Below are 20,772 nucleotides of genomic sequence, written 5' to 3' on the forward strand. Positions count from 1 at the left end.
GAAATGGCGACACCAGGCAAGGCGGTCGAAGGCAAGGTGGTCCTCGTCACCGGGGCGGGCCGCGGCATCGGTCGCGCCATCGCCATGGCAATGGCGGCCGAAGGCGCGCGCGTCGTGGTCAACGACCTCGGCGTCGGCGTGGACGGCGCGGGGGGCGAGGCGGGGCCGGCGGAACAGACAGCCGACGACATTCGGGCGGCGGGCGGCGCTGCGGTGGCCAACACCGACAGCGTCGCGGACTGGGACGGCGCGCACCGCATGGTCGCGCAGGCACTGGACAACTTTGGCCGGATCGACGCGGTGGTGAACAACGCGGCGATCCTGCGCGACGCGATATTCCACAAGATGACGCGCGAGGACTGGGATCTTTCCCTGTCAGTGATCCTTTCCGGCAGCTTCTACGTCTCGCGCGCGGCGGCGCCGCACTTCCGGGCGCAAGAAGCCGGCGCCTATGTCCACGTCGCCTCGACCTCGGGCCTGATCGGCGGCATGGGACAGGCGAACTACGGCGCGGCCAAGCTGGGCCTGCAGGGCCTGTCCAAGGCCATTGCGATCGACATGGCACGGTTCAACGTGCGGTCGAACATCGTGGCCCCCACGGCCTTTACCCGGATGACGGAATCGATCCCGACCCAGACGTCGGAACAACGCGCCCGCGCCGCCGCGCGTCGGACCATCCCGGCCGAACGCAACGCGCCGATTGTCGTCTATCTGGCCAGCGACTTGGCGGCCCATGTCTCGGGCCAGATCTTCTACACCCGCGACAACGAGCTGGTCCTGTTCAGCCAGCCCCGCCCGGTCCGGCAGGCGCATACCGCCGAGGGCTGGACCCCGCAGACCATCGCCGACCACGTCATGCCGGTATTTGCGCCGAATTTCGTGCCGCTGGACCGGACCCGCGATGTATTCAAGGGCTATCTGCCGTGACACCCGATGCGCCCGACCTCGGCCGGCTGATCTCGCCGCGGGGGATCGCAGTGGTGGGCGCCTCGGACAACGCGCGGTCGGTCGGCGGGCAGCCGATGATCTACCTCACCAGCTATGGCTACGCCGGCACGGTGCATCCTGTGAACCCGACGCGAGTCCGGGTAATGGGCCTGCCCTGCGTGCCGTCGGTCCGCGACGTCCCCGACCCCTGCGACGTGGCACTGGTCGCGGTCGCCGCACACCGGGTCGCCGACGTCATCCGCGACTGCGGTGCGCGCGGCATCCCCTTTGCGGTGATCCTGTCCTCGGGCTTTCGCGAGGCGGGGCCGGACGGTCAGTTGCTGGAGGCTAACTTGGCGAGCGTTGCGCGTGCGGCCGGCGTACGGCTCGTCGGTCCGAACTGCATGGGCGTCCTTAACATCCCCGAGCACATCCACTGCGGCTTTGGCCAGGGGTTTCGGGTCCGCGACTACATCCCCGGACCGGTGGCGATGGCGACGCAAAGCGGCGGCTACGGCTTCACCCTGCTGCGCAATGCCAGCCGCGAGAAGCTGGGGTTCAACCATGTCGTGTCGGTCGGCAACAGCATCGATCTGGACGCGCTGGATTTCGTCGGCCACTTCCTCGAACGCGACGACGTGCGGATCGTCACCGCGTTCCTAGAAGGCGTCCGCGACGGCCGCCGCCTCCTGACGCTCGGCCGCCGCGCGCTGGCGCTGGGCAAGCCGATCCTGGTGTGGAAGGTCGGCAACACCCCAGCCGGCCGCACCGCCGCCGCATCCCACACGGCGAGCCTGACCAGCAGCTACGACCTGTTCCGTGCGGCGTTCCGCGAAGGCGGCATCATCGAGTTGCGCGATTACGAGGATCTCGTGGACGTGGCGCGCGGCTTCCTTGGCGGGCGGCTGCCTCGCGGTCCCCGCGTCGGGTTAGTCAGCGGGTCGGGCGGGGCCGGGGTGATCGCCGCCGACCGGTTCTCCGAAGCCGGGCTGACCCTGCCGGCCTGGTCCGACGCGACCCGCGCGGCACTGCGCGACGGGCTCGGCCCATTCTCGGGCACCGGCAACCCGATCGACCTGTCGGGCGAGGGCAGCCGCGACGGGCGCAGCCTGTCCAACATCGCGACGGACATCGTGCTGGCCGACGACGGCGTGGATATGGTCATGGTCCGATCCGGTCAAACCTCCGGGTCGGCCGCGGCCGCCCGCGCGCTCGCCGCAATCCGCGATGCGGCGGATAAGCCGGTGCTGGTGGCGACGGTGGCCGAGGATCATGCCGAGGGCAAAGCGGCGCTGGATGCCGCAGGCGTGCCCTGGTTCCTGACGGTCGGCCGTGCCGCGACAGCGGCGCGGGCGCTCGCCACCTTTGCCGCCGCCCAAGCCGCGCCGCCTGGCGACCCCAGCCCCCGCCCACTGCCCCGTCCCGCGCTGGAATTGCCCGACCGGGGCGGGTTTCTGAGCGAGGGGGACTCCCGCCCGGTACTGGCGGCATACGGCATCCCGCAAGTCCGCACGTTGCATGTCGCGGGCGCAGTGCCGGCGAATCACGGCCTGTGCTATCCGCTGGCGGTCAAGGCGAACTGTGCCGGCCTGCCGCACAAGACCGAGGCCGGGGCCGTGCGGCTGAACCTCCCTGACTTGGCTTCGGTGAGGGCCGCCGCGCGTGAGGTGACCGGAGCCGCGTGCACCGCCAGCCCCGACACGCCGCCCGACGGCGTGCTGCTGCAAGAGATGACCCGCGGCACCGAACTGATCCTCGGCGCGATGGACGACGCCTGTTTCGGCCCTATCGTCATGGTCGGCTTGGGCGGGGTTTTCGCGGAACTGCTGCGCGACACCGCCTACGGCTTTGCCCCCGTCTCGGCCGCGACCGCCCGCGCGATGATCGACAGCCTGCGCGGCAAGCCGCTGCTCGACGGCTGGCGTGGGGCCGCGCCCGCCGACCGCGACTCCGTGGCCGATGCGCTGGTGCGGCTGTCCTGGCTGATCGCCGACCACCGCGATCGGATCGCCGTCATCGACATCAACCCGCTGTTCGTCGAGGGCGACACCGTGCTGGCCGCCGATGCAGTGATCACGCTAAAGGACCTGGGCTGATGCCGCTCGACCCCGACAGGCTCGCCGCCTACCGCATTCCGGTCACCACGATGGAGTGGACCGAGCGCGACACCATGCTTTACGCGCTGGGCGTGGGCCTGGGCGCCGACCCTCTGGACACGTGTCAGTTGCGCTTCGTCTGGGAGGAAGGGCTGCTGGCCCTGCCGACGATGGCTGCTATCCTCGCAGCGCCCCATGCCTGGATACGCCACGCCGATGTCGGATCCTCGGGCCGCAGCGTCCACGCCGGCATCCGGCTCGCCCTGCACGCACCGATCCCCGTGGCGGGGCGGGTGCGGTCCGACAACACCGTGGCCGAGGTCATCGACAAGGGCCCAGGCAAGGCCGCACTTGTGACGACCCGGCGCGAGATCGTGTCGGACCCGGACGGCCGCTCGCTCTGCACGATCCTGTCTACGAGCATGCAGCGCGGCGACGGCGGCTTTGGCGGATCGCCAACCCCGGCCGAACCGCCGCGCCCGATGCCCGATCGCGCCCCGGACGAAGTCATGGACATCCACGTCCTGCCGCAAGCCGGACTGATCTACCGGCTTTCCGGCGATCGTAACCCGCTGCACGTCGATCCCATGACCGCGCGGCGCCACGGGTTTCCCCGGCCTATCCTGCATGGCCTCGCCACCTTCGGCAGGGCCGGCCACGCAGTGATGGCCCGGCTCTGCAGCTATGACCCCACGCGGCTGCGTGCCATCGCGGCGCGGTTTTCGCAGCCCGTCTACCCGGGGGACACCCTGCGCATCGGGCTGTGGCGTGAAACCCGCGGGCCGCACCGGTTCCGCGCCTGGGTGCCGGCGCGGGACGACGTGGTGGTGCTGGACGGTGGCGAGGCGGAGGTGATGGATGGCTGACGGACGCAGCGCGGCGCTGGCCGCATGGATCTCCGGGGCCGCCGACCGGCCGCTACCGGACGAGGTCCGCGCCGCGGCGCGCGAGGCGTTGATCGACCACATCGGCGTCGCCGTGGGTGCCGCGAACGAAGGCGTGACGCTGGTCGCCCGGCGCATGGCTCAACGCTGGGCAATGCCCGGCAGGGCGCGCATCTACACCGGCGGCCTCACCGGCGCCCCGCTCGCGGCACTGGTCAACGGCACGATGGCCCATGCCACCGACTTCGACGACACCCACGAAAACGGATCGGGCCATATCTCGGCGCCGGTGCTGTCGGCGGCACTGGCGCTGGCACTGGACCAGGGGCAGGAGGGCGACCGCGCGGTGGCGGGCTTCGTCGCGGGATTCGAGGTGATGGCCCGTCTTGGTGGTGGCTTCATCGACGGTGTGGGCCGCAACTTGCAGGCGCGCGGGTTCCATCCTACGGGCATCCACGGCGTCGTCGGCGCGGCGGCGGCGGCCTCTGTCCTGCGCGGCTTCGACGCCGCTGCCACCGCCAGCGCGCTCGGTGCCGCCGCCACTACCGCTTCGGGGCTCGTCGCGTCCTTCGGCACCCATGCCAAGCCGTTTCATGCCGGCCATGCCGCGATGAACGGGCTGATGGCTGCGGATCTCGCCGCCGACGGCTTTGCCGCCGCGACCGATCTGCTGGACCTCGACCGGGGCCTGCTGCCCGCGATGATCCAGGACGGAAAGGTCACGGTGCCGCCGCTCGACCTCGACCGCTGGCTGATCCTGCGCAACGGCTACAAGCCCTTTGCCTGCTGCCGCGCGACCCATGCGTCGGCGCAGGCGGGCCACAGGATCGGACCGCGCCTCGCCGGCCGCAGGATCACCCGCGTGACCACCCGCGTCCACCGCAGCGCTCCTTTCACCGCCGGGCGGATGGACCCGCAGACCCCGCTCGAGGCCAAATTCAGCGTCGCCTTCTGCCTGTCGGCGGCAATCTGCGGGTATCAGCTGGAGGACACCGATTTCGCCGAACCGATGCTGCGCGACACCCGCGTCCGGGCGATCCTGCCGGTGGTAGAGCTGCACCCGCAGCCCGACCAGCCGCAGTCGCAGGCGCGGATCGATGTCTGGCTGGAGGACGGCACGCAGCTGACCGAGGAGACGACGCTGTTCCTCGGCCACCCCGACAACCCGATGGGCCGCGACCGCATCGCGGGCAAATTCCTGTCGCTGGTGACGCCGGTCCTGGGCGAGGGCCGGACGACCCGCCTGCTTGCGGCGCTGGACCGATTCGAAAGCCCCGGCGCGCTGGGCGAAATGGCGGACCTGCTCGCAGGCCGGGCGGCATGACCGACGACGCGGACGACCTGCTGGCACTGATGACGAACAGCGCGGCCCGCTTTGCCGGGGCGTCGACCGACCGGGCGCGCGCCTTGCGCGGTAGGCTGCCGGGGTTCGACCAGGGCGTCTGGGACGCGATGACGGCACAGGGCTGGACCGGTGTGATGGTGCCAGAGGACGCGGGCGGGCAGGGCCTGACCCTCGCCGCCGCCTGCGCTTTGCTGGACCCGCTGGCCCGGGCGCTCCTCCCCGAACCGCTCGCTGCCGTGGCGGTCGAAGCGGCGGTGCTGGCCGGGGCCGTGGACGCGATCGAGGTGCTGCAGGGCATCGCTGCGGGCCGGGTCACGGTGGTCGCTGCGGGGGGAACGCTGGCGGTCGCGGCGGGGCGATTGTCGGGGCGGGTGAATCATGTACCAGTTGGCCCGGGGGCCGACCTGTTCCTTGTTGCGGCCCCCTACGGCCAGATCGCCGCCCTGCCGCCCGGCACGCCGGGCCTGACGGTGACGCCAGAACCCCGCGCCGACGGAACCTATGCCGCGCGGCTGGATCTGGACGCCGTTCCGATCGGCATGGCTCTAGCCGAAGGTGCCACCGGCCGGTCCGCCCTGCGCCGCGCCCGCGCTGCCGCCGTCATCGCCACCTCGGCCGAATTGTTCGCCTGCATGGACCGGGCGCTGGAGATCACGCTCGACTACATGCGTCTGCGCGAACAGTTCGGCCGGCCGATAGGCGCGTTCCAGGCGCTCCAGCACCGCGCTGTGGACCTCTACATCCAGAAGGAACTGGCGCGCGCCGTGCGGGACGAGGCAGTCGCCGCCTTTGACGCAGGGGCTGACCCTGACTGGCTGGACCTTGTGGCGTCGCGCGCGAAGGCCCGCGCGGGCCATGCGGCGGCGTTGATCGGCCGCGAGGCCATCAAGCTGCACGGCGCCATCGGCGTGACCGATGCCCATGACGCCGGTCTCTACTTGCGGCGCATCCTGTCGCTGGCTGCCTTGCACGGCAACGCCGACCACCACCGCATCCGCTGCGACGCGCTTAGCCCGACTCTGACCGAAGCTAAGGACACCAACCTCCCGCCGCCTCCGCCCGAATTTCTGGCCAACAGCAACGCCGACATCGACTGGAACGCTTGGCCGGAGCCGGTATTTCGCGCCGGCATCCGGGCCTGTTTCGACCGGTACTACCCCGACCACTTACGCCACAAGGGCCGGCGCGGGACACCAGCAGAGCTGCGCGACTGGCTGGCGCTGATGGTCGCCAAGGGCTGGATGGCCCCGGCCTGGCCGCGCGACCGGGGCGGCATGGGCCTGTCGCCGGCACGGCAACTGATCTTCATCGAGGAACGCGAACGCGCCGGGATCATGCGCCACCCCGATCAGGGTACGGTGATGCTGGGGCCGATGCTGATGCGGCATGGCACGGCCGCGCAGCAGGACCACTGGCTGCCCCGCATCCTGTCGAACAAAACGATCTGGTGCCAGGGTTATTCCGAGCCGCAGGCGGGGTCGGATCTGGCCAGCCTGCGCACCCGTGCGGTGGCGAGGGACGGCGGCTGGACCCTCGACGGGTCGAAGATTTGGACCACAATGGCGCACCACGCGACCCACATGTTCCTGCTGGCGCGCACCGACCTGCAGGCGAAAAAGCAGGCGGGGCTCAGTTTCTTCCTCCTCGACCTCGCAACGCCCGGCGTCACGATCCGGCCGATCCGCAACATCGCCGGCCACGAGGAGTTCTGCGAGGTGTTCTTCGACGCCGTCGCGATCCCGGCCGAAAATCTTGTCGGGCCGCTGCACGGTGGTTGGACCGTGGCCAAGTCGGTACTCGGGTTCGAGCGACTGAACAACGGCAGCCCGCGCCGGGTCGAGGGGCCACTGAAGCTGGTGACCGAACTGGCTCAGGCGACGGGGTTGGACGCCGACCCGGTGTTCCTATCGCGGCTGGCGGCGGTGACGCTGGACGTGGCTGACCTGAAATCCGCCTATGCCCGCTTTGCCGGGCAGGTCGCCGCCGGCGAGTCGCCGGGGCCCGAGGTGTCGCTGCTCAAGGTCTGGGCCGGCGAATGCGCGCAGCGGCTGACCGAATTCCTGATCGAGGCGGCGGGCGAGGCCGGTGGCGTCGCCGGGCGGCAGGACTTCAGCGGGGTGCAGCTCGACGTTCTGGCGCCGTTCTACGCTATGTTTCCCGCGCAGATTGCGTCGGGCACCAACGATATCCAGCGGAACATCCTCGCCACCCGGGTGCTGGGCCTGCCGCGCAGCTAGTCCTCGCGCCGGGGGCCGAAGACCGCGACTTCCAGCCGTTCGACGGCAGGCAGGAACCGCAAGCGGACCTGCAGGTCGAGGATCGTCTTGGCAAAAGCGTTCACCATGATTGCGCGGGTAACGTGGAATCCTAGGATCAGCGCGGAATTGAGGTGCAGCACCTGCGCCGTCACCGACATCTCGGCGATGCCCCCGGCCGATGAGGCGAGTGCAGCGGTGGCGAGGTCAAGCCCGGTTGCCGCCGACAGGATCGCCGCCACGCCGAACAGCGCCGCCGTGACCAGCAGGGTAAACACGACGCCCAGCAGGAACAGCCGCGGCATGCGCAGCACGATGTCGCGCCGGAACCGCGCGCCGACCGCGACGCCCAGCAGGTATTGCCCGCCGATGAACAGCCCGTGCGGCAGGTGCCCGCCGATCATGTCGAACGACGACAGCGCCGCCGCCGCGACCAGCGCGCCTAGCATCCAGGGGTTCGCAGCCCCAAGCCAGCGCATCGCCATGACCCCCAGAAGCGCCGCGAGGAACAGCGGCAGCAGGAAGGGCAAGGGAACCGACGGGGCGGTGACGATGGTCGCAAAGGTGCCGTGGATGTCCAACGCGATGATCGTCGGCGGCAGCACCAGTACGACGAGGCCCAGCCGCACTGTCTGGGCTACGGCAATGGGCTCGGACCGCGCGCCGGCGGCGGCGCCGATGTTCGCCATCTCGGATAGCCCGCCCGGCATCATCGCGAAGAACGCGGTGTTGCGGTCGAGCCGGCCGAAATGCGCGTAAAACACGCTGAAAAATCCGGTGACGCAGGCGGCGGTTAGCGCGATCACCACCATCACCGGAACCCACAGAACGATCTGCGCCAACAACGCGCCGGTGATGTTCAGCCCCAGCGCGGCACCGATCACCAACTGCCCTAGTCGCCGCATCCGCGTCGTCGCCAGCACTGGGCGGCCCGACACCGAGAAAAGCGCCGTCGCGATCAGCGGCCCAAGGATCCAGGCCAGCGGCACATCGGCCACCTCGAACGCGACGCCGGTCGCCGCCGCCACCGCCAGAGCCAGCCCGCGCTGCAGCCAGAGGAACAGGCGCGACACCGCCGCCTCCGACCGGGTTAGGCTGCAGCGAGCAAGGCGATCAGCGTGCCGGCATCGTCGAGGTTGTCCATCCTCAGCACTGCGTCGGCCAGCTCCCGGGCCTGCGCCTCGGGCAGGGCCTTGGTCGCCAGTTTCATGAACTTGTCCACGATGTCGGCCTCTGTCGCGAACGATTTTTCGCTGCCGCGCGGCGCCTCGACCGTTTCCTCGTGGACGCTGCCGTCGGTGAGTTGGACCTCGACCCGGACCATGTGCCGGAACCGCGACCCGCGCGCGGTGATGGCGGGATCCTCGCGGCAGGTGACCCGGCGCGAGAGCGAGATCCGGTCGGCGTTGTCCACCACATCGGGAGTGAACTGGTCCACGAATACGTCGCCTTCGATCAGCAGGGTCGCTACGCAGAACGGCAGGTTCAATTGGGCCGAGGTCAGGCCTTCGGGTCGGTAGGGCCAGCCAACATGATCGACCGTGACCTGGCTGCCGTGCACCACGATCTCCTTCAACTCGTCCAGTGTGAAGGGCCGCCGCGACTGGATCGCGCGGATTGCGTCGAGCGTTGTGTGGTTGCTGCCGACGCAGGAATAGAACTTGAGCGCGATCTTCTCCGTCTCCCACCGCTCGCCAAGATCGGCCGAAAGCTCGGTCATGTCGAAGCGATCGGTGGAGCGCGAAAACGTGGTGCAGAACCCGCCATAAGGCGCCTCGAGCACGTCGCGGATGCCGGTGAAGCCGTCCTTCGCAAACAGCGCCCCATACAGCCCGCTTTGTGAGGACCGCCCGGCGTGCATCCGTTTCACCATCGCGCCGTATTGCGCGGCCATCAGCCCGGCGGCCTGCGTCCCGGCGATCCCCAGCGCGTTCTGCGTCTGCTCGGCGTCCAGCCCGAGCGCGCGGGACGCCCCCGCCGCGGCGGAAAACACGCCGAGCGTCGCGCCGGAATGCCAGCCCTGGCCGATGTGTTCCTGCCCCATGCAGATGCCGACGCGGGGCCCGATCTCGTAGCCTGCGACGATGGCGGTCAGGAAGTCGCGACCGCTGATCGGGCTGCCTTCGACAGCCGCGATCAGCGCCGGCAACGTCACCGCGCCGACATGCAGGACGCCGACCCGGTGCACGTCATCCAGTTCGAACCCTTGCACCTGCGTGCCGTTCACCAACGCCGCGTGGGGCGCCGACAGCCGCTGCGCCGTGCCCCAGACCGAACACCCGGTCGAGCTGTCGATCCGGCCCAGCGTGTCCTGCAGGATCCGCGTCCACGGCAGGTTCGCGCCATAGAGCGCACAGCCCAGCGAATCTAGCACCAGAAGCTTGATCCGGGTCCGCACGCTGGCGGGGATGTCCTCGTAGCGCAGGCCGGACACGAATTCGGCGATGCGGCGGGTATGGGTGTCGTCAAAGGCGGTGTGGGCGGTCATGGCCGGGCTCCGTCAGCGGGGGGGTGGTCGGGAAGAACGGTCGCCGCGATGTTTTCGTCCAGCCGTTCGTAGTCATAGTAGCCGATCCGCTCGTAAAGCTCGGCCCGGGTCATCATCGCGGACAGGTCGGCAGACACGTCGCCGTTGGCAATCAGCCGGCCGTAGAATTCCTCCATCGCCCGCCCCGCGACGCGCAGCGCGGACACCGGGTAGATCACGAGGTTGACGCCCCAGGCGGTCCAGTCAGACAGCGGGATGATTGGCGTCCGCCCGAATTCCGTCATGTTGCCGAGCAGCGGGATGTCGAGCGCCCCGCGCACCTCGCGCACCATGTCGGCCGAAGTCATCGCCTCGACAAAGACGATGTCGGCGCCGGCGTTCACATAGGCCCGCGCCCGTGTCAGCGCCTCGTCGAGCGAGATCATCACCGCATCGGTGCGAGCGCAGATCAGCAGGCTGTCGGCGGCCTTCTTCGCCGCCGCGACCTTGCGGCACATATCGTCCATCGGGACCAGCCGCTTGTCGTTCAGGTGGCCGCACTTCTTGGGGAAGTCCTGATCCTCGATCTGGATCGCGGCGGCGCCTGCGGATTCCAGTTCGCGCACCGCGCGCATGACATTCAGCGCTTCTCCGAACCCGGTGTCGCCGTCCACGATCAGGGGCAGGCCGCTGGCTCGCACCACGGTGCGGGCGGCGCGAGTAACATCTTCCATCGTCAACAGACCGAGGTCGGGAAGCGCCATCGACGCCGACAGCGCCGCACCGGACAGATACAGCGCCTGGAATCCGGCGCGTTTGGCGAGCAAGGCCGACAGCCCGTCCCAGCATCCGGCCACCGCCGTGGTGCCGCCGCCATCGATCAGCGCCTGCAGGGTCGGCGGGGCGTGAGGCCGCGCGTCGCGGTTCAGAAGCCAGTCGGTCATGTGTCCCTCCAGTCGTCGGCGTCCGAGGCAAGTGTGCCCTGCCGGTGCACCTATTCTGCCGATGCGGGTCCTCGATACTGTTCGGTCTCAGTATACCAAAAACCGGAACTCGGTCTGCCTGCGTCATGGCACCTGGGACCATGCAAGGTCAAGAGGCTGGGGCGATACAGAAAGAACTGGCGCCCGGCAGCGCAGGACTGGTATACCATTTTTGAAATGATCTGGATCTCGAATCGAACGTGACTGGTGTTCCATGCTGAATGAGGTGGCACGGCGACTGCTGGCGATCCGGTTCGACACGCTGCCCAAGGTAGCCGTGGCGACCGCCGTCGATGCGATCCTCGATACCGTAGGCGTCACGCTGGCCGGGGCGCCGGAACCGGCGGCACTGGCTGCGCGCGCCGCACTGGTCGCCGGGGGCGGAAGTTCCGGGGCGGCGACCCTCTTTGGGCTGCCAGACACAGCCGGGGTACTGGACGCTGCGCTGGCGAACGGCACGGCGAGCCACGCACTCGACTTCGATGACTGTTCCAACACGCTGGGCGGCCACCCCTCGGCTCCCATCATACCGGCACTCTGGGCGTTGGCCGAGGCGGAGGGTGGAACGGGACGCGCCCTGATCGCCGCCTATGTCGCCGGATTCGAGGTCGAGACCCGGATTGGCCGCGCCGTCAATTTCCACCATTATGAAAAGGGCTGGCACCCTACTGCGACGTTGGGGATCTTCGGCGCCGCCGCCGCATCGGCCCACCTGATGCGGCTGGACGCGGAGCGCACGGCAATGGCGCTGGCGTTGGCGGCCACAATGTCCTCGGGGCTCAAGGCCAACTTCGGCACCATGGCCAAGCCGTTCCACGTCGGCCACTGCGCCCGCAACGGGCTGTTCGCCGCGCTTCTGGCGCGAGAGGGCATGACCGCCAACCCCGAGGCGCTGACCCATCCGCAAGGGTTCTTCGAAGTGCTGAACAGCCCGGGCACCTATGCGCCGGAACGCGTGCTGGAGCAATTCGCCGACCCGCTCGACATCGTGGAAACTGGTGTCGCGTTCAAACGCCACCCCTGCTGCGCCAGCACCCACCCGGCAATCGACGCGCTGCTGGCCCTGCGCGCCGACCAGGGCCTGACGGCGGACGACGTGTCCCACGTCCTGTCCTGGACCCACCCGCGCCGGCTGCGCCATACCAACCGGCCTAGCCCCTCCAGCGGTCTCGATGCCAAGTTTTCCGTCCAGTATGTGCTGGCCCGCGCGCTCCGGCACGGGATCGTCAGTCTCGACCATTTCAGCGATGTCGCGATGGCCGACCCGGCGACGCGCGACCTGATGGCACGGATCACCGCCGAACCGCACCCCGAGGCGCGGATGGACACGACCGAGCACTTCTTTGGCGAGGTGACGCTGACGCTGGCCGATGGCCGCGTGCTGCGGCACCGCGTCGAACGCCCCGTGGGGCGCGACCGCGACCACCCGCTGCCGCCCGGCGCGCTGCACGCCAAGTTCCGCGACTGTGCAGGCCGCTCGCTCGACACGGACCGGACCGATCGCCTGCTGGCCGCGCTGGTGGCGCTTCCCGACCTCCCGCGCATCGCAGACCTGTCGGACCTGCTGCGCGCGCCACGGCCCGGTCTGTCCCGCCGCGCCGCCCTCTGATCCATCGACCTGAAGGAGTTCCTATGACCCCGATCGACCTGCGCCAGTTTCAACCCGATGTGATCGTCGTCGGCGCCGGCAATGCCGCCCTCAGTGCGGCCATCTCGGCGCAGGAGAACGGCGCCCGGCCGCTGATCGTCGAGGCCGCGCCGTTCGAGGAACGGGGGGGCAACTCGCACTATACTGGCGGCGCGTTCCGCTTCGCCTACGACGGGGTGGACGACCTCTTGGAGATTTGCCCGGCGATGGCCGAGGAGGACCTGACGCAGATCGATTTCGGCACCTACACCGAGGAACAGTATTTCGACGACATGTTCGAGCTGACGCAGTTCCGCACCGACCCCGAGCTGTGCGAGATCCTAGTCCGGTCGAGCAAGGAGACTGCTAAGTGGGTCGCCCAGCAGGGCGTTAAGATGTGGCCAGGCCTCGGCCGGCAGGCCTACAAGGTCGACGGTAAGTTCCGGTTCTGGGGCGGGCTCGCTCTGCACATCTCGGGCGGAGGGCCGGAGATGCTTGCAGCACTCTATGCCCGGGCCGAGGTGCTGGGGATCCCGGTCGCCTACGAGACGCCGGCCGTCGAATTGCTGCGCGACGGCGACCGCGTCACCGGCGTCGCGGTGATGAGCAAGGGCGAGCGGGTGGAGCTTCGCGCCGGTGCCGTGGTGCTGGCCTGCGGCGGGTTCGAATCGAACCCCGAGATGCGGGCGCGCTACCTCGGCCCCGGCTGGGACCTCGCCAAGGTGCGCGGGACGCGGTTCAACATGGGCGCGGGCCTGCGCATGGCACTGGCCATCGGGGCGCGCAGCCACGGCAACTGGTCGGGCTGCCATTCCGTCGCCTGGGACGTGAACGCGCCGCCCTTTGGCGATCTGGCCATCGGCGACCAGTTCCAGAAGCACAACTATCCATATGGTATCCTGGTGAACGCCAAGGGCGAGCGCTACGTTAACGAGGGCGCCAACTTCCACTCGCACACCTATGCCAAGTATGGCGGCGAGATCCTGAAACAGCCGGGCATGTTCGCCTGGCAGGTGTTCGACGACAAGACGCGGCACCTGCTGCGAGGCGAATACCGCATCCGTCGCGTGACCAAGGTTGAATCCGACACCATCGACGGGCTGGCCGAGCAACTGGACGGCGTCGATACCGAAGCCTTCCTGCGCATGGTGCGCGACTTCAACGCCGCCTGCCGCACCGACACCCCGTTTGACCCGAACGTCCGCGACGGCCGCCGGACCGAGGGGCTAGCCATCGACAAGACCAACTGGGCCAACCCGATCGACACCCCGCCATTCCACGCCTACCACGTCACCACGGGCATCACCTTCACCTTCGGCGGGCTCAAGGTGACGACAGATACGGCGGTCGAATCAGAATTTGGCGCGCCAATCGCCGGCCTTTATGCCGCGGGCGAAATCGTTGGCGGGCTGTTCGTCCACAACTACGCCAGCGGCACCGGCCTGATGTCGGGCGCGACCTTCGGCCGGATCGCCGGTCGAAACGCGGCCCGGCACGCGCAGGTCGCCGACACCGAAACACGCGCCACCGCGTGATCTGAAATCCGACCTGCCCCAAGGGCGGGCGGCCACATCGTCTGGGAGGACAAAGAGATGACAAAACTGACACACAACCGCGGCCGGCGCGGCTTTCTCAAGGGCAGCGTGGCGCTCGGGGCCGCGGCGATCCTGCCGCTGCCGCTGCGCGCGCAGGAGTTCGCGCCCGACGAGATCGAGATGATCGTGCCTTACGGCGCGGGCGGCGGGTCCACCATTCATGCGCGCCTGTTCGCGGGCCCCCTGGGCGAGGCGTTGCCGGGCCAGCCGACGATCCTGATCCGCAACGTCGAAGGCGCCGGGTCCGTCGTCGGCATCAACGAGTTTGCCCAGAACGCCGAACCCGACGGCATGACCATCGGCGCGCTCGGCACCGGCACGTTCTTTCAGTACCTCTTGCGCAACCCGGCGGTACGCTACGACCTGCCGAGCTTTCGCCCGTTCCTCGCCTCTCCCTTCGGCGTGGTGGTCTATGGCCGGACCGATTTCGGTCTGACCGGCGATCCGGCGCATGACATTCCGTTCCTGCAGGAAAATATGCCGGTCTACGGCGGCGACGGCGCCACGGCGGCCGACCTGCCGACGCTGGTGTCGCTGGACCTACTGGGGATCAAGATCCGCCCGGTGTTCGGCCTGTCGAACGCCGACGCACGCGGCGGCTACGAACGCGGCGAATTCCAGGTCAACTTCGACAACATGGCGTCCTGGACCTCGGGCGTGCTGCCGATGATCGAGGAAGGCACGACCGTGCCGCTGTTCACGCTGGGCTACGAACGCAACGGCGTGATCGAACGCGACCCGATGGCGCCCGACGTCCCGACCTTCCTGGAGGTCTACGAGATCGTCCACGGCTCGCCGCTGGAGGGCATCGAATACAGCGTTTGGAAGATGCTCTTCGACATCCGCGTCATGGCGGCCAAGATGTTCGTGCTGCCCGCCGGCACGCCGGACGAGATCCTGCAGATCTACGCCGACGCCGCCGCCGCCGCGATGGCGAGCGAGGCGCTGCAGGGAGAGGCAGCGCAAGACGTACTCGGCCCCTATGACCAGGTCGTGGGGATCGAGGCGGCCGCCGCCGTGCTGAAAGGCGCAGCCGAGGTTAGCGACGAACAGCGCCAGTGGCTGACCGACTGGCTGCTCGAGGTCTATGACGTCACGCTCTGACCTTGCCTGACTTGGGACGCGCCCCGGTGCAAGCCGGGGCGCGATCTATCTTAGCGCCAACGCACAAGGCCGCCCGATGCCCCTGATCCTCGACAACGACGCGGTGGCGCGGCTGGTGACGCCGGCCGACGTGGTTGCGACGCTCGACACCGCCTACTGCGCCTATGCCGAGGGCCGGTCGCTGACCGCGCCACGGCTTGATTTCCAGTCGCCGCAAGGGCAGGGCGGGCAGAACTGGCAACTCGGGCTGGCCGCAGGCCTGGGACCCGACCGGTGGGCCTGCCTGAGGATCAAGTCCGACGTGATCTATCGCCGGACCGTCGACGGTCGCCCCCGCAAGGAGAAATTCTGCGTCGAGCCCGGCACCTACATGGGCCTCTTGATGGTATTCGACATGATCGACGGCGCCCTGCGCGCCATCGTCCACGACGGGCTGATCCAGCAGATGCGCGTCGGCGCGGATTCCGCGCTGGGCGTGCGCTACATGGCGCGCGAGGATGCGGTGAGCCTCGGCGTCCTCGGAGCCGGCGGCATGGCCCGCACCCATATCGACGCAATCCAGCATGTCCGGCCGATCCGCCGCATTCGCATCTACGCCCCGACTCGGGTCAATGCCGAGGCGCTTGCCGCAGAGGCACGCGCCCGTCACGGCATCGACGCCACGGCAGTGGACAGCGCCGAGGCGGCAGCCGCAGGGGCCGACATCCTGTCCGCCTGCACCAATGCGATCGGCCCCGTCGTCCCCGGCGCGGCGCTGGACCCCGGCACACATGTCACCTGCATCGGCGGCACGCTCGATTCCGTGGCGGATGGCCGCGTGGACCGCGCGCTGCGCTTCGGCACCGCGTCCGGCCCGATCGAGGTGCCGGACTGGGCGGTCGAGGACGAAGGCGTGACCTTTTCACGGGGTGAAAAGGCGGGGGCAGGCACCGCGCGGCGGTTCCACGCGATCCCCCGCGACCGCCGGGTTATGTTCGCCGACTTGTTGGCCGACCCGTCGCTCGGGCGCACCGCCGCCAGCCAGATCACCTTTTCCGAACGCGGCAACATTCACGGCGTTCAGTTCGCCGCTCTCGCGGGCCTGATCGTCGAACGGGCCGTCGCGCTGGGTGAAGGCGTCGCGCTGGACGACGCGCTTTTCCTGCAGAACATAAGGAACTGACGCCATGGCAGATCGATCCGCGGGCACGGTCGCCGAGACACATGCCGCGTTCGCGCGCGACCTGAGCCTTCACGACATCCCGCCCCACGTCGCGCAACTGGCCCGCCATTGCCTAGTCGATGCGCTGGGCTGCGCGATGTTCGGCCGGCAACTCCCGTGGTCGAGGATGATCCTGGCCGAGGCGGTTGAAACCGGTTCGGGCGGCCCCTGCGAGATCCCCGGCGAACCCGGCTTGCGTCTGCACCCGCCCCAGGCGGCGCTGGCCCTCGGCGCATTTTGCCACGCCTTCGAACTCGACAGCCTGCGCAAGCCCGGGGCCGGCGTCCATGCCGGTGCGACCGTGGCGCTGCCCGCCTTGGCCGTGGCGCAGGCGGTCGGCGCGTCGGACGACGACCTGATCGCGGCCATCGTCGCGGGTTGCGAGACGATGTTCCGGCTGGGTGCCGCGACGCTGCACACGCCTGAGAAGTCCGGCTTTCACGCCCCCGGCCTGACCGGCCCCTTTGGCGCGGCCATCGCCTGCGGCCGGCTGATGGGCCTGTCCGCGACGCAACTCGCCAATGCCCAGGGTATCGCCGGGTCGCTCGCCTCGGGACTTCTGGCCTTTGCCGCGTCGGGGCAGGGTGGCATGGTGAAACGGCTGCACCTCGGCCGGGCGGCGGAATCGGGCGTGCTGGCGGCACGCCTCGCCGCGCGCGGGTTCGAGGCGCCGCATGCGGTGATCGAGGGGCCCTATGGATTCCTCGACGCCTTTTGTTCGGATACCGCACCTGACCTTTTGACCCAGGGCCTCGGCACCAACTGGGCACTCGAAACGCTCTGCCTGAAACGGTACGCCTGCCACATTACCGCCCACGCTCCGGTGGAGGCGCTGCGCGGGATGATGGCCGACCACGGCTTTGGCGGGGCCGCCATCGCGGAAATCTCGTTGCAGGGCAGCGAGAAACTGGTCTCGCACCATGCCGGCAAGGCGCCGACTGACATCGGGCTGGCACAATACAGCGCGCCATTCGTGTTGGCGCTGTCGGCCTACCGCGACCCCGAGGATCCGGCGGCGTTCTCGGACGATGCGCTGACCGACTCCGGCATCCTCGACCTGATGCGGCGCATTACCGTGACCGAACGGCCGGGCGGCGGGGCCAAGGGCTGGGGGGTAGATCTGACGGTGGTGTTGCGCGACGGCACGCGCCTGACCGAGACCCGCGACAGTTTCGAGGGCACACCGGAACGGCCGCTCTCGGGGGAACAGGTCTGCGGCAAGGCGATGCGGCTCGCCGGGGACGATGCTGCAGAGATGGAGGCGCTGTGCCGGCGCTTCCTGCCAAGGTGATCCCGTGGTCGTTAGAATACTGAAAAACTCTATATAAGAAATGCGATCGCGGATCGAATCTATAGACGGTATACCATTTGTACGCTAGCCTCCCTGCCATGCGCGCCGGGGCGGAGGAGCGGCTCGGCGCCCGAAAGGGAGGATAGAACGATGAAGGATCGCAACCCGATGGACCACCTCCGCCGGCGCATCGCCGCGCCTCTGGCGGGGTTTGCCCTCGCGCTGGCGGCAGGGCCGCTGGCGGCGCAGTCGGACACCGATTTCGCCGGTGAAACGGTCGAGATGATCGTGCCCTACGGCCCGGGCGGCGGCACCACAGCCTTTGCCCGGCTGTTCGTGGCGCCGCTGCAGGACACCCTGCAGGGCGGCCCGACCGTGCTGCTCCGCAACATCGAAGGAGGGGGGTCGATCGTCGGCACCAACGAGTTCGTCAACATGGCCGAAACTGACGGCCGCACCATCCTGGCCATCGGCGCCAGCACCATCCTGAACCAGGTGTTCCAGGATCCCGCCGTGCGCTACGATCTGGGCGCGATGGTCCCGATCATCTCGTCGCCCGCCGGGACCGTGGTCTACGCCCGCCGCGACTACAACGGTGGCCTGCCCGAGGATCCGGTCAAGGCGATCCGTGTGCTGATCGAGAACCCGCCGGTGATCGCGGCACAGACTCTGACGTCGTCCGACCTTGGCGTACTGCTCAGCTACGACCTGCTTGGCATTCGGCCGCAGGTAGTGTTCGGCATTAGCCTCGGCGAATCGCGCGGCGGGCTGGAACGCGGCGAATTCCAGATGCGCCACGACACCATGCTGTCCTATGCCAACGCGGTCGTGCCGCTCATCGAGGACGGCGTGGTGCAGCAGCTCTTCACCATGGGCTACGAACAGGACGGAGTGATCGGCCGCGATCCCGTTGCCCCCGACGTGCCGACGTTCCTCGAGGTCTACGAGGCGGTGCATGGCGAACCGCTGGACGGAATCGAATACCAGGTGTGGAAGTCGCTGTTCGACATCCGTGTCACCGCCGGGAAGATGATCCTGCTGCCTGAAGGCACGCCCGCCGACATGGTCGCCGCCTACGAGGCCGCTATCACGGATGCGATGGACCATCCCGACCTGACCAGCGCCGCCGCGCAAGAGGTTATGGGAGACTATCCGCAGCTGATTGGGGCCGAGGCGACGGGCCGCGTGCTGACCGGCGCGCTGAGCCTCAGCGGCGCGCCGATGGACTGGCTGCAGGACTGGGCCGATGACCGCTACGGCGGCTTCTGATCCAGTCCACAGAAAAGGGCCAGCGCCATGACCGACCGAACGATCTACCAGGCGCTGGCCGAGGCGTTTCGTGCCGAAGGCGTTACCGCGCAGTTCGTTCTGATGGGCGACGGTAACATGCACTGGGTCACAGTGATGAAGGACTTGCCTGGTGTGACCACCGTCCACGCCCGGCACGAACACTGCGCCGTCGGCATGGCGATGGGCTACGCCAGCGCCACCGGCGGGGTCGGCGTCGCCTCGGTCACCTGCGGGCCGGGTATCACCCAGATCACGACCGCGCTCGCCTCCGCCGCGCGCAGCCGGGTGCCGGTCGTGGTGCTCGCCGGCGATGTGCCGCTAAAGGCGCGGTTCTACGGGCAGGCCATCGATCAGCAGCCCTTGGTGACCACCTGTGGCGCGCACTACATCGCCGGTCTGCATCCCGTACGGATGCACCAGTATGTGCGCGAGGCGTTCTGGACCGCGCGCCATGAACGCAGGCCCGTGGTGCTGGCGATCCCTTACGATCTGCAGAAACAGCCGATGCCTGACATCGGCCCCTACGTCCCCTCGGACGATCTGATCCCGGTCACTCCACCCTTGCCGCCCGATCCGGCGCAACTCGACGCGCTGGCCAGGCGGCTGGCGTCGGCGCGATGTCCGGTCCTGATCGCCGGGCGCGGCGTGCTGGCTGCCGGGGCGACCGACGAGCTGGCCGAGGTCGCGGACCTGTCGGGGGCATTCCTATCCACCACGCTGCTGGCGCGGGGTCTGTACGACGCACATCCGTTCTCGATGGGTGTCGCGGGCGGCTTTGCACGGCGCGTCGCGCGCGAGGTGTTCGCCGAGGCCGACCTGGTCGTCGCCATCGGTGCGAGCCTAACCTACCACACCGTCGACGGCGGTCGCCTGATCCCGCCCGACGCCCATGTCGTCCAGATCGACCCCGAACCGCTGGGTCTGAGAGAAGGGCTGCGCGCCGCCGACACCTACCTGCGCGCCGACGCGAGGCTTGCAGCGCTGGGACTGCTGGACCGGCTGCGCGCCGGTCCGGCCCCCGCCGCCCGGATGCGGACCGACGCACTCGCCGCCCGCATCCGCGACGAACCGGCGGACCCGACCGACTATGACATCGACCCCGGCACGCTAGACCCCCGGGCGGTGTTCGCGGAGCTGGAAACCGCGATCCCCGGCGACTGGGACGTAGTCAGCGGGTCCGGCCACCAGTCCTATTTCCACACCGTGATGCGCGGGCAGGCGCCCGGCCGCTACCATGTCATGCGCGACTTCGGCGCCATCGGAAACGCGATTTCCTATGCCATCGGCGTGGCCGTGGCGCGAGGCGACGGGCGAGTCGTTCTGTATGAAGGCGACGGCAGCCTGCTGATGCACGTGCAGGAACTGGAGTGTCTGCAACGGCAGGGCATCCGGCTGCTGGTCGTCTGTTCCAACGACGGCGCCTACGGGGCCGAGATCCACAAGCTGCGCGAGGACGGGATGGACGACAGCGGCGCGATCTTTGGCCGTACCGACCTTGGCGCCATCGCCCGCGGGTTCGGGTTGACCGGCGAGACGGTGACGGAGCTTGGTCATTTTGCCGACCTGCGCGCCGCCTACGAGGCCGGGACCAAGGCGGCGGTCTGGAATGTCCATGTCTCGGACAAGGTGGTTAACCCGCGGATGCGGCTCAATATCAAGGCTGGTCACGGCACCCGCTGATTTGCCCCGGCGGTGCCCTGGCCGAGG

Annotated in this window: 15 protein-coding genes; 12 read left to right on the plus strand and 3 right to left on the minus strand. The window is 69.0% G+C overall.

Translation table 11 applies throughout. From position 1 onward, the window contains the following. The first annotated feature begins 3 nt into the window (after positions 1–3). The 5 genes from C8D95_RS18530 to C8D95_RS18550 are packed head-to-tail and all read left to right on the plus strand — an operon-like array spanning position 4 to position 7,489. Positions 4–927, plus strand: a complete 924-nt coding sequence (locus tag C8D95_RS18530) for an SDR family oxidoreductase (RefSeq protein ID WP_109760697.1) — start codon at positions 4–6, stop codon at positions 925–927. After that, positions 924–3,023, plus strand: coding sequence for an acetate--CoA ligase family protein (locus C8D95_RS18535; protein ID WP_109760698.1), 2,100 nt, complete (start codon positions 924–926; stop codon positions 3,021–3,023). The genes C8D95_RS18530 and C8D95_RS18535 overlap by 4 nt, the downstream gene beginning before the upstream one ends. Then, on the plus strand, positions 3,023–3,889 hold the full coding sequence (locus C8D95_RS18540) for a MaoC/PaaZ C-terminal domain-containing protein (RefSeq protein ID WP_109760699.1): 867 nt from the start codon (positions 3,023–3,025) through the stop codon (positions 3,887–3,889). Before C8D95_RS18535 ends, C8D95_RS18540 begins: the two co-directional genes overlap by 1 nt. After that, positions 3,882–5,231, plus strand: a complete 1,350-nt coding sequence (locus C8D95_RS18545; protein WP_109760700.1) for an MmgE/PrpD family protein — start codon at positions 3,882–3,884, stop codon at positions 5,229–5,231. The genes C8D95_RS18540 and C8D95_RS18545 overlap by 8 nt, the downstream gene beginning before the upstream one ends. Then, positions 5,228–7,489 (plus strand): acyl-CoA dehydrogenase family protein, encoded by a 2,262-nt coding sequence (locus C8D95_RS18550; protein ID WP_109760701.1) that lies wholly within the window; start codon positions 5,228–5,230, stop codon positions 7,487–7,489. The genes C8D95_RS18545 and C8D95_RS18550 overlap by 4 nt, the downstream gene beginning before the upstream one ends. Here the strand turns inward: C8D95_RS18550 and C8D95_RS18555 are convergent. Genes C8D95_RS18555 through C8D95_RS18565 form a run of 3 tightly spaced genes read right to left on the minus strand, consistent with a single transcriptional unit; the run spans position 7,486 to position 10,918 of the window. Beyond that, positions 7,486–8,580: an AbrB family transcriptional regulator gene (locus C8D95_RS18555; protein ID WP_109760702.1), complete on the minus strand. Its 1,095-nt coding sequence runs from the start codon at positions 8,578–8,580 to the stop codon at positions 7,486–7,488. The two genes, C8D95_RS18550 and C8D95_RS18555, sit on opposite strands and share 4 nt — an antisense overlap. A 17-nt stretch (positions 8,581–8,597) precedes the next feature. After that, positions 8,598–9,995 (minus strand): MmgE/PrpD family protein, encoded by a 1,398-nt coding sequence (locus C8D95_RS18560; protein ID WP_109760703.1) that lies wholly within the window; start codon positions 9,993–9,995, stop codon positions 8,598–8,600. Continuing rightward, a complete protein-coding gene (locus C8D95_RS18565; protein WP_109760704.1) occupies positions 9,992–10,918 on the minus strand; it encodes an isocitrate lyase/PEP mutase family protein in 927 nt (308 codons plus the stop codon). Before C8D95_RS18565 ends, C8D95_RS18560 begins: the two co-directional genes overlap by 4 nt. A 253-nt stretch (positions 10,919–11,171) precedes the next feature. On the opposite strand from C8D95_RS18565, the gene C8D95_RS18570 reads away from it, so the two are divergent. The 7 genes from C8D95_RS18570 to C8D95_RS18600 all read left to right on the plus strand — a co-directional run bounded on the left by C8D95_RS18570 (position 11,172) and on the right by C8D95_RS18600 (position 20,745). Beyond that, positions 11,172–12,566, plus strand: coding sequence for an MmgE/PrpD family protein (locus C8D95_RS18570; RefSeq protein WP_109760705.1), 1,395 nt, complete (start codon positions 11,172–11,174; stop codon positions 12,564–12,566). A gap of 23 nt (positions 12,567–12,589) precedes the next feature. After that, entirely contained in the window at positions 12,590–14,119 is a 1,530-nt protein-coding gene (gene tcuA, locus C8D95_RS18575; RefSeq protein ID WP_109760706.1) for an FAD-dependent tricarballylate dehydrogenase TcuA, read from the plus strand. 57 nt (positions 14,120–14,176) lie between these two features. Beyond that, complete coding sequence (locus C8D95_RS18580; RefSeq protein WP_109760707.1) at positions 14,177–15,283, plus strand: Bug family tripartite tricarboxylate transporter substrate binding protein; 1,107 nt, start codon at positions 14,177–14,179, stop codon at positions 15,281–15,283. Positions 15,284–15,359: 76 nt separating this feature from the next. Next, on the plus strand, positions 15,360–16,445 hold the full coding sequence (locus C8D95_RS18585; RefSeq protein ID WP_109760708.1) for a hypothetical protein: 1,086 nt from the start codon (positions 15,360–15,362) through the stop codon (positions 16,443–16,445). Between the two features lie 4 nt (positions 16,446–16,449). After that, the gene (locus C8D95_RS18590; RefSeq protein WP_109760709.1) at positions 16,450–17,775 is read left to right on the plus strand and encodes an MmgE/PrpD family protein; all 1,326 of its coding nucleotides are present in this window, start codon (positions 16,450–16,452) and stop codon (positions 17,773–17,775) included. 150 nt (positions 17,776–17,925) lie between these two features. Next, the gene (locus C8D95_RS18595; protein ID WP_109760710.1) at positions 17,926–19,044 is read left to right on the plus strand and encodes a type 2 periplasmic-binding domain-containing protein; all 1,119 of its coding nucleotides are present in this window, start codon (positions 17,926–17,928) and stop codon (positions 19,042–19,044) included. Between the two features lie 27 nt (positions 19,045–19,071). Continuing rightward, a complete protein-coding gene (locus tag C8D95_RS18600) occupies positions 19,072–20,745 on the plus strand; it encodes a thiamine pyrophosphate-binding protein (RefSeq protein WP_109760711.1) in 1,674 nt (557 codons plus the stop codon). The last annotated feature ends 27 nt before the right edge of the window (positions 20,746–20,772 follow it).

It is taken from the genome of Silicimonas algicola, from assembly GCF_003148765.1.
Taxonomy (GTDB): domain Bacteria; phylum Pseudomonadota; class Alphaproteobacteria; order Rhodobacterales; family Rhodobacteraceae; genus Silicimonas; species Silicimonas algicola.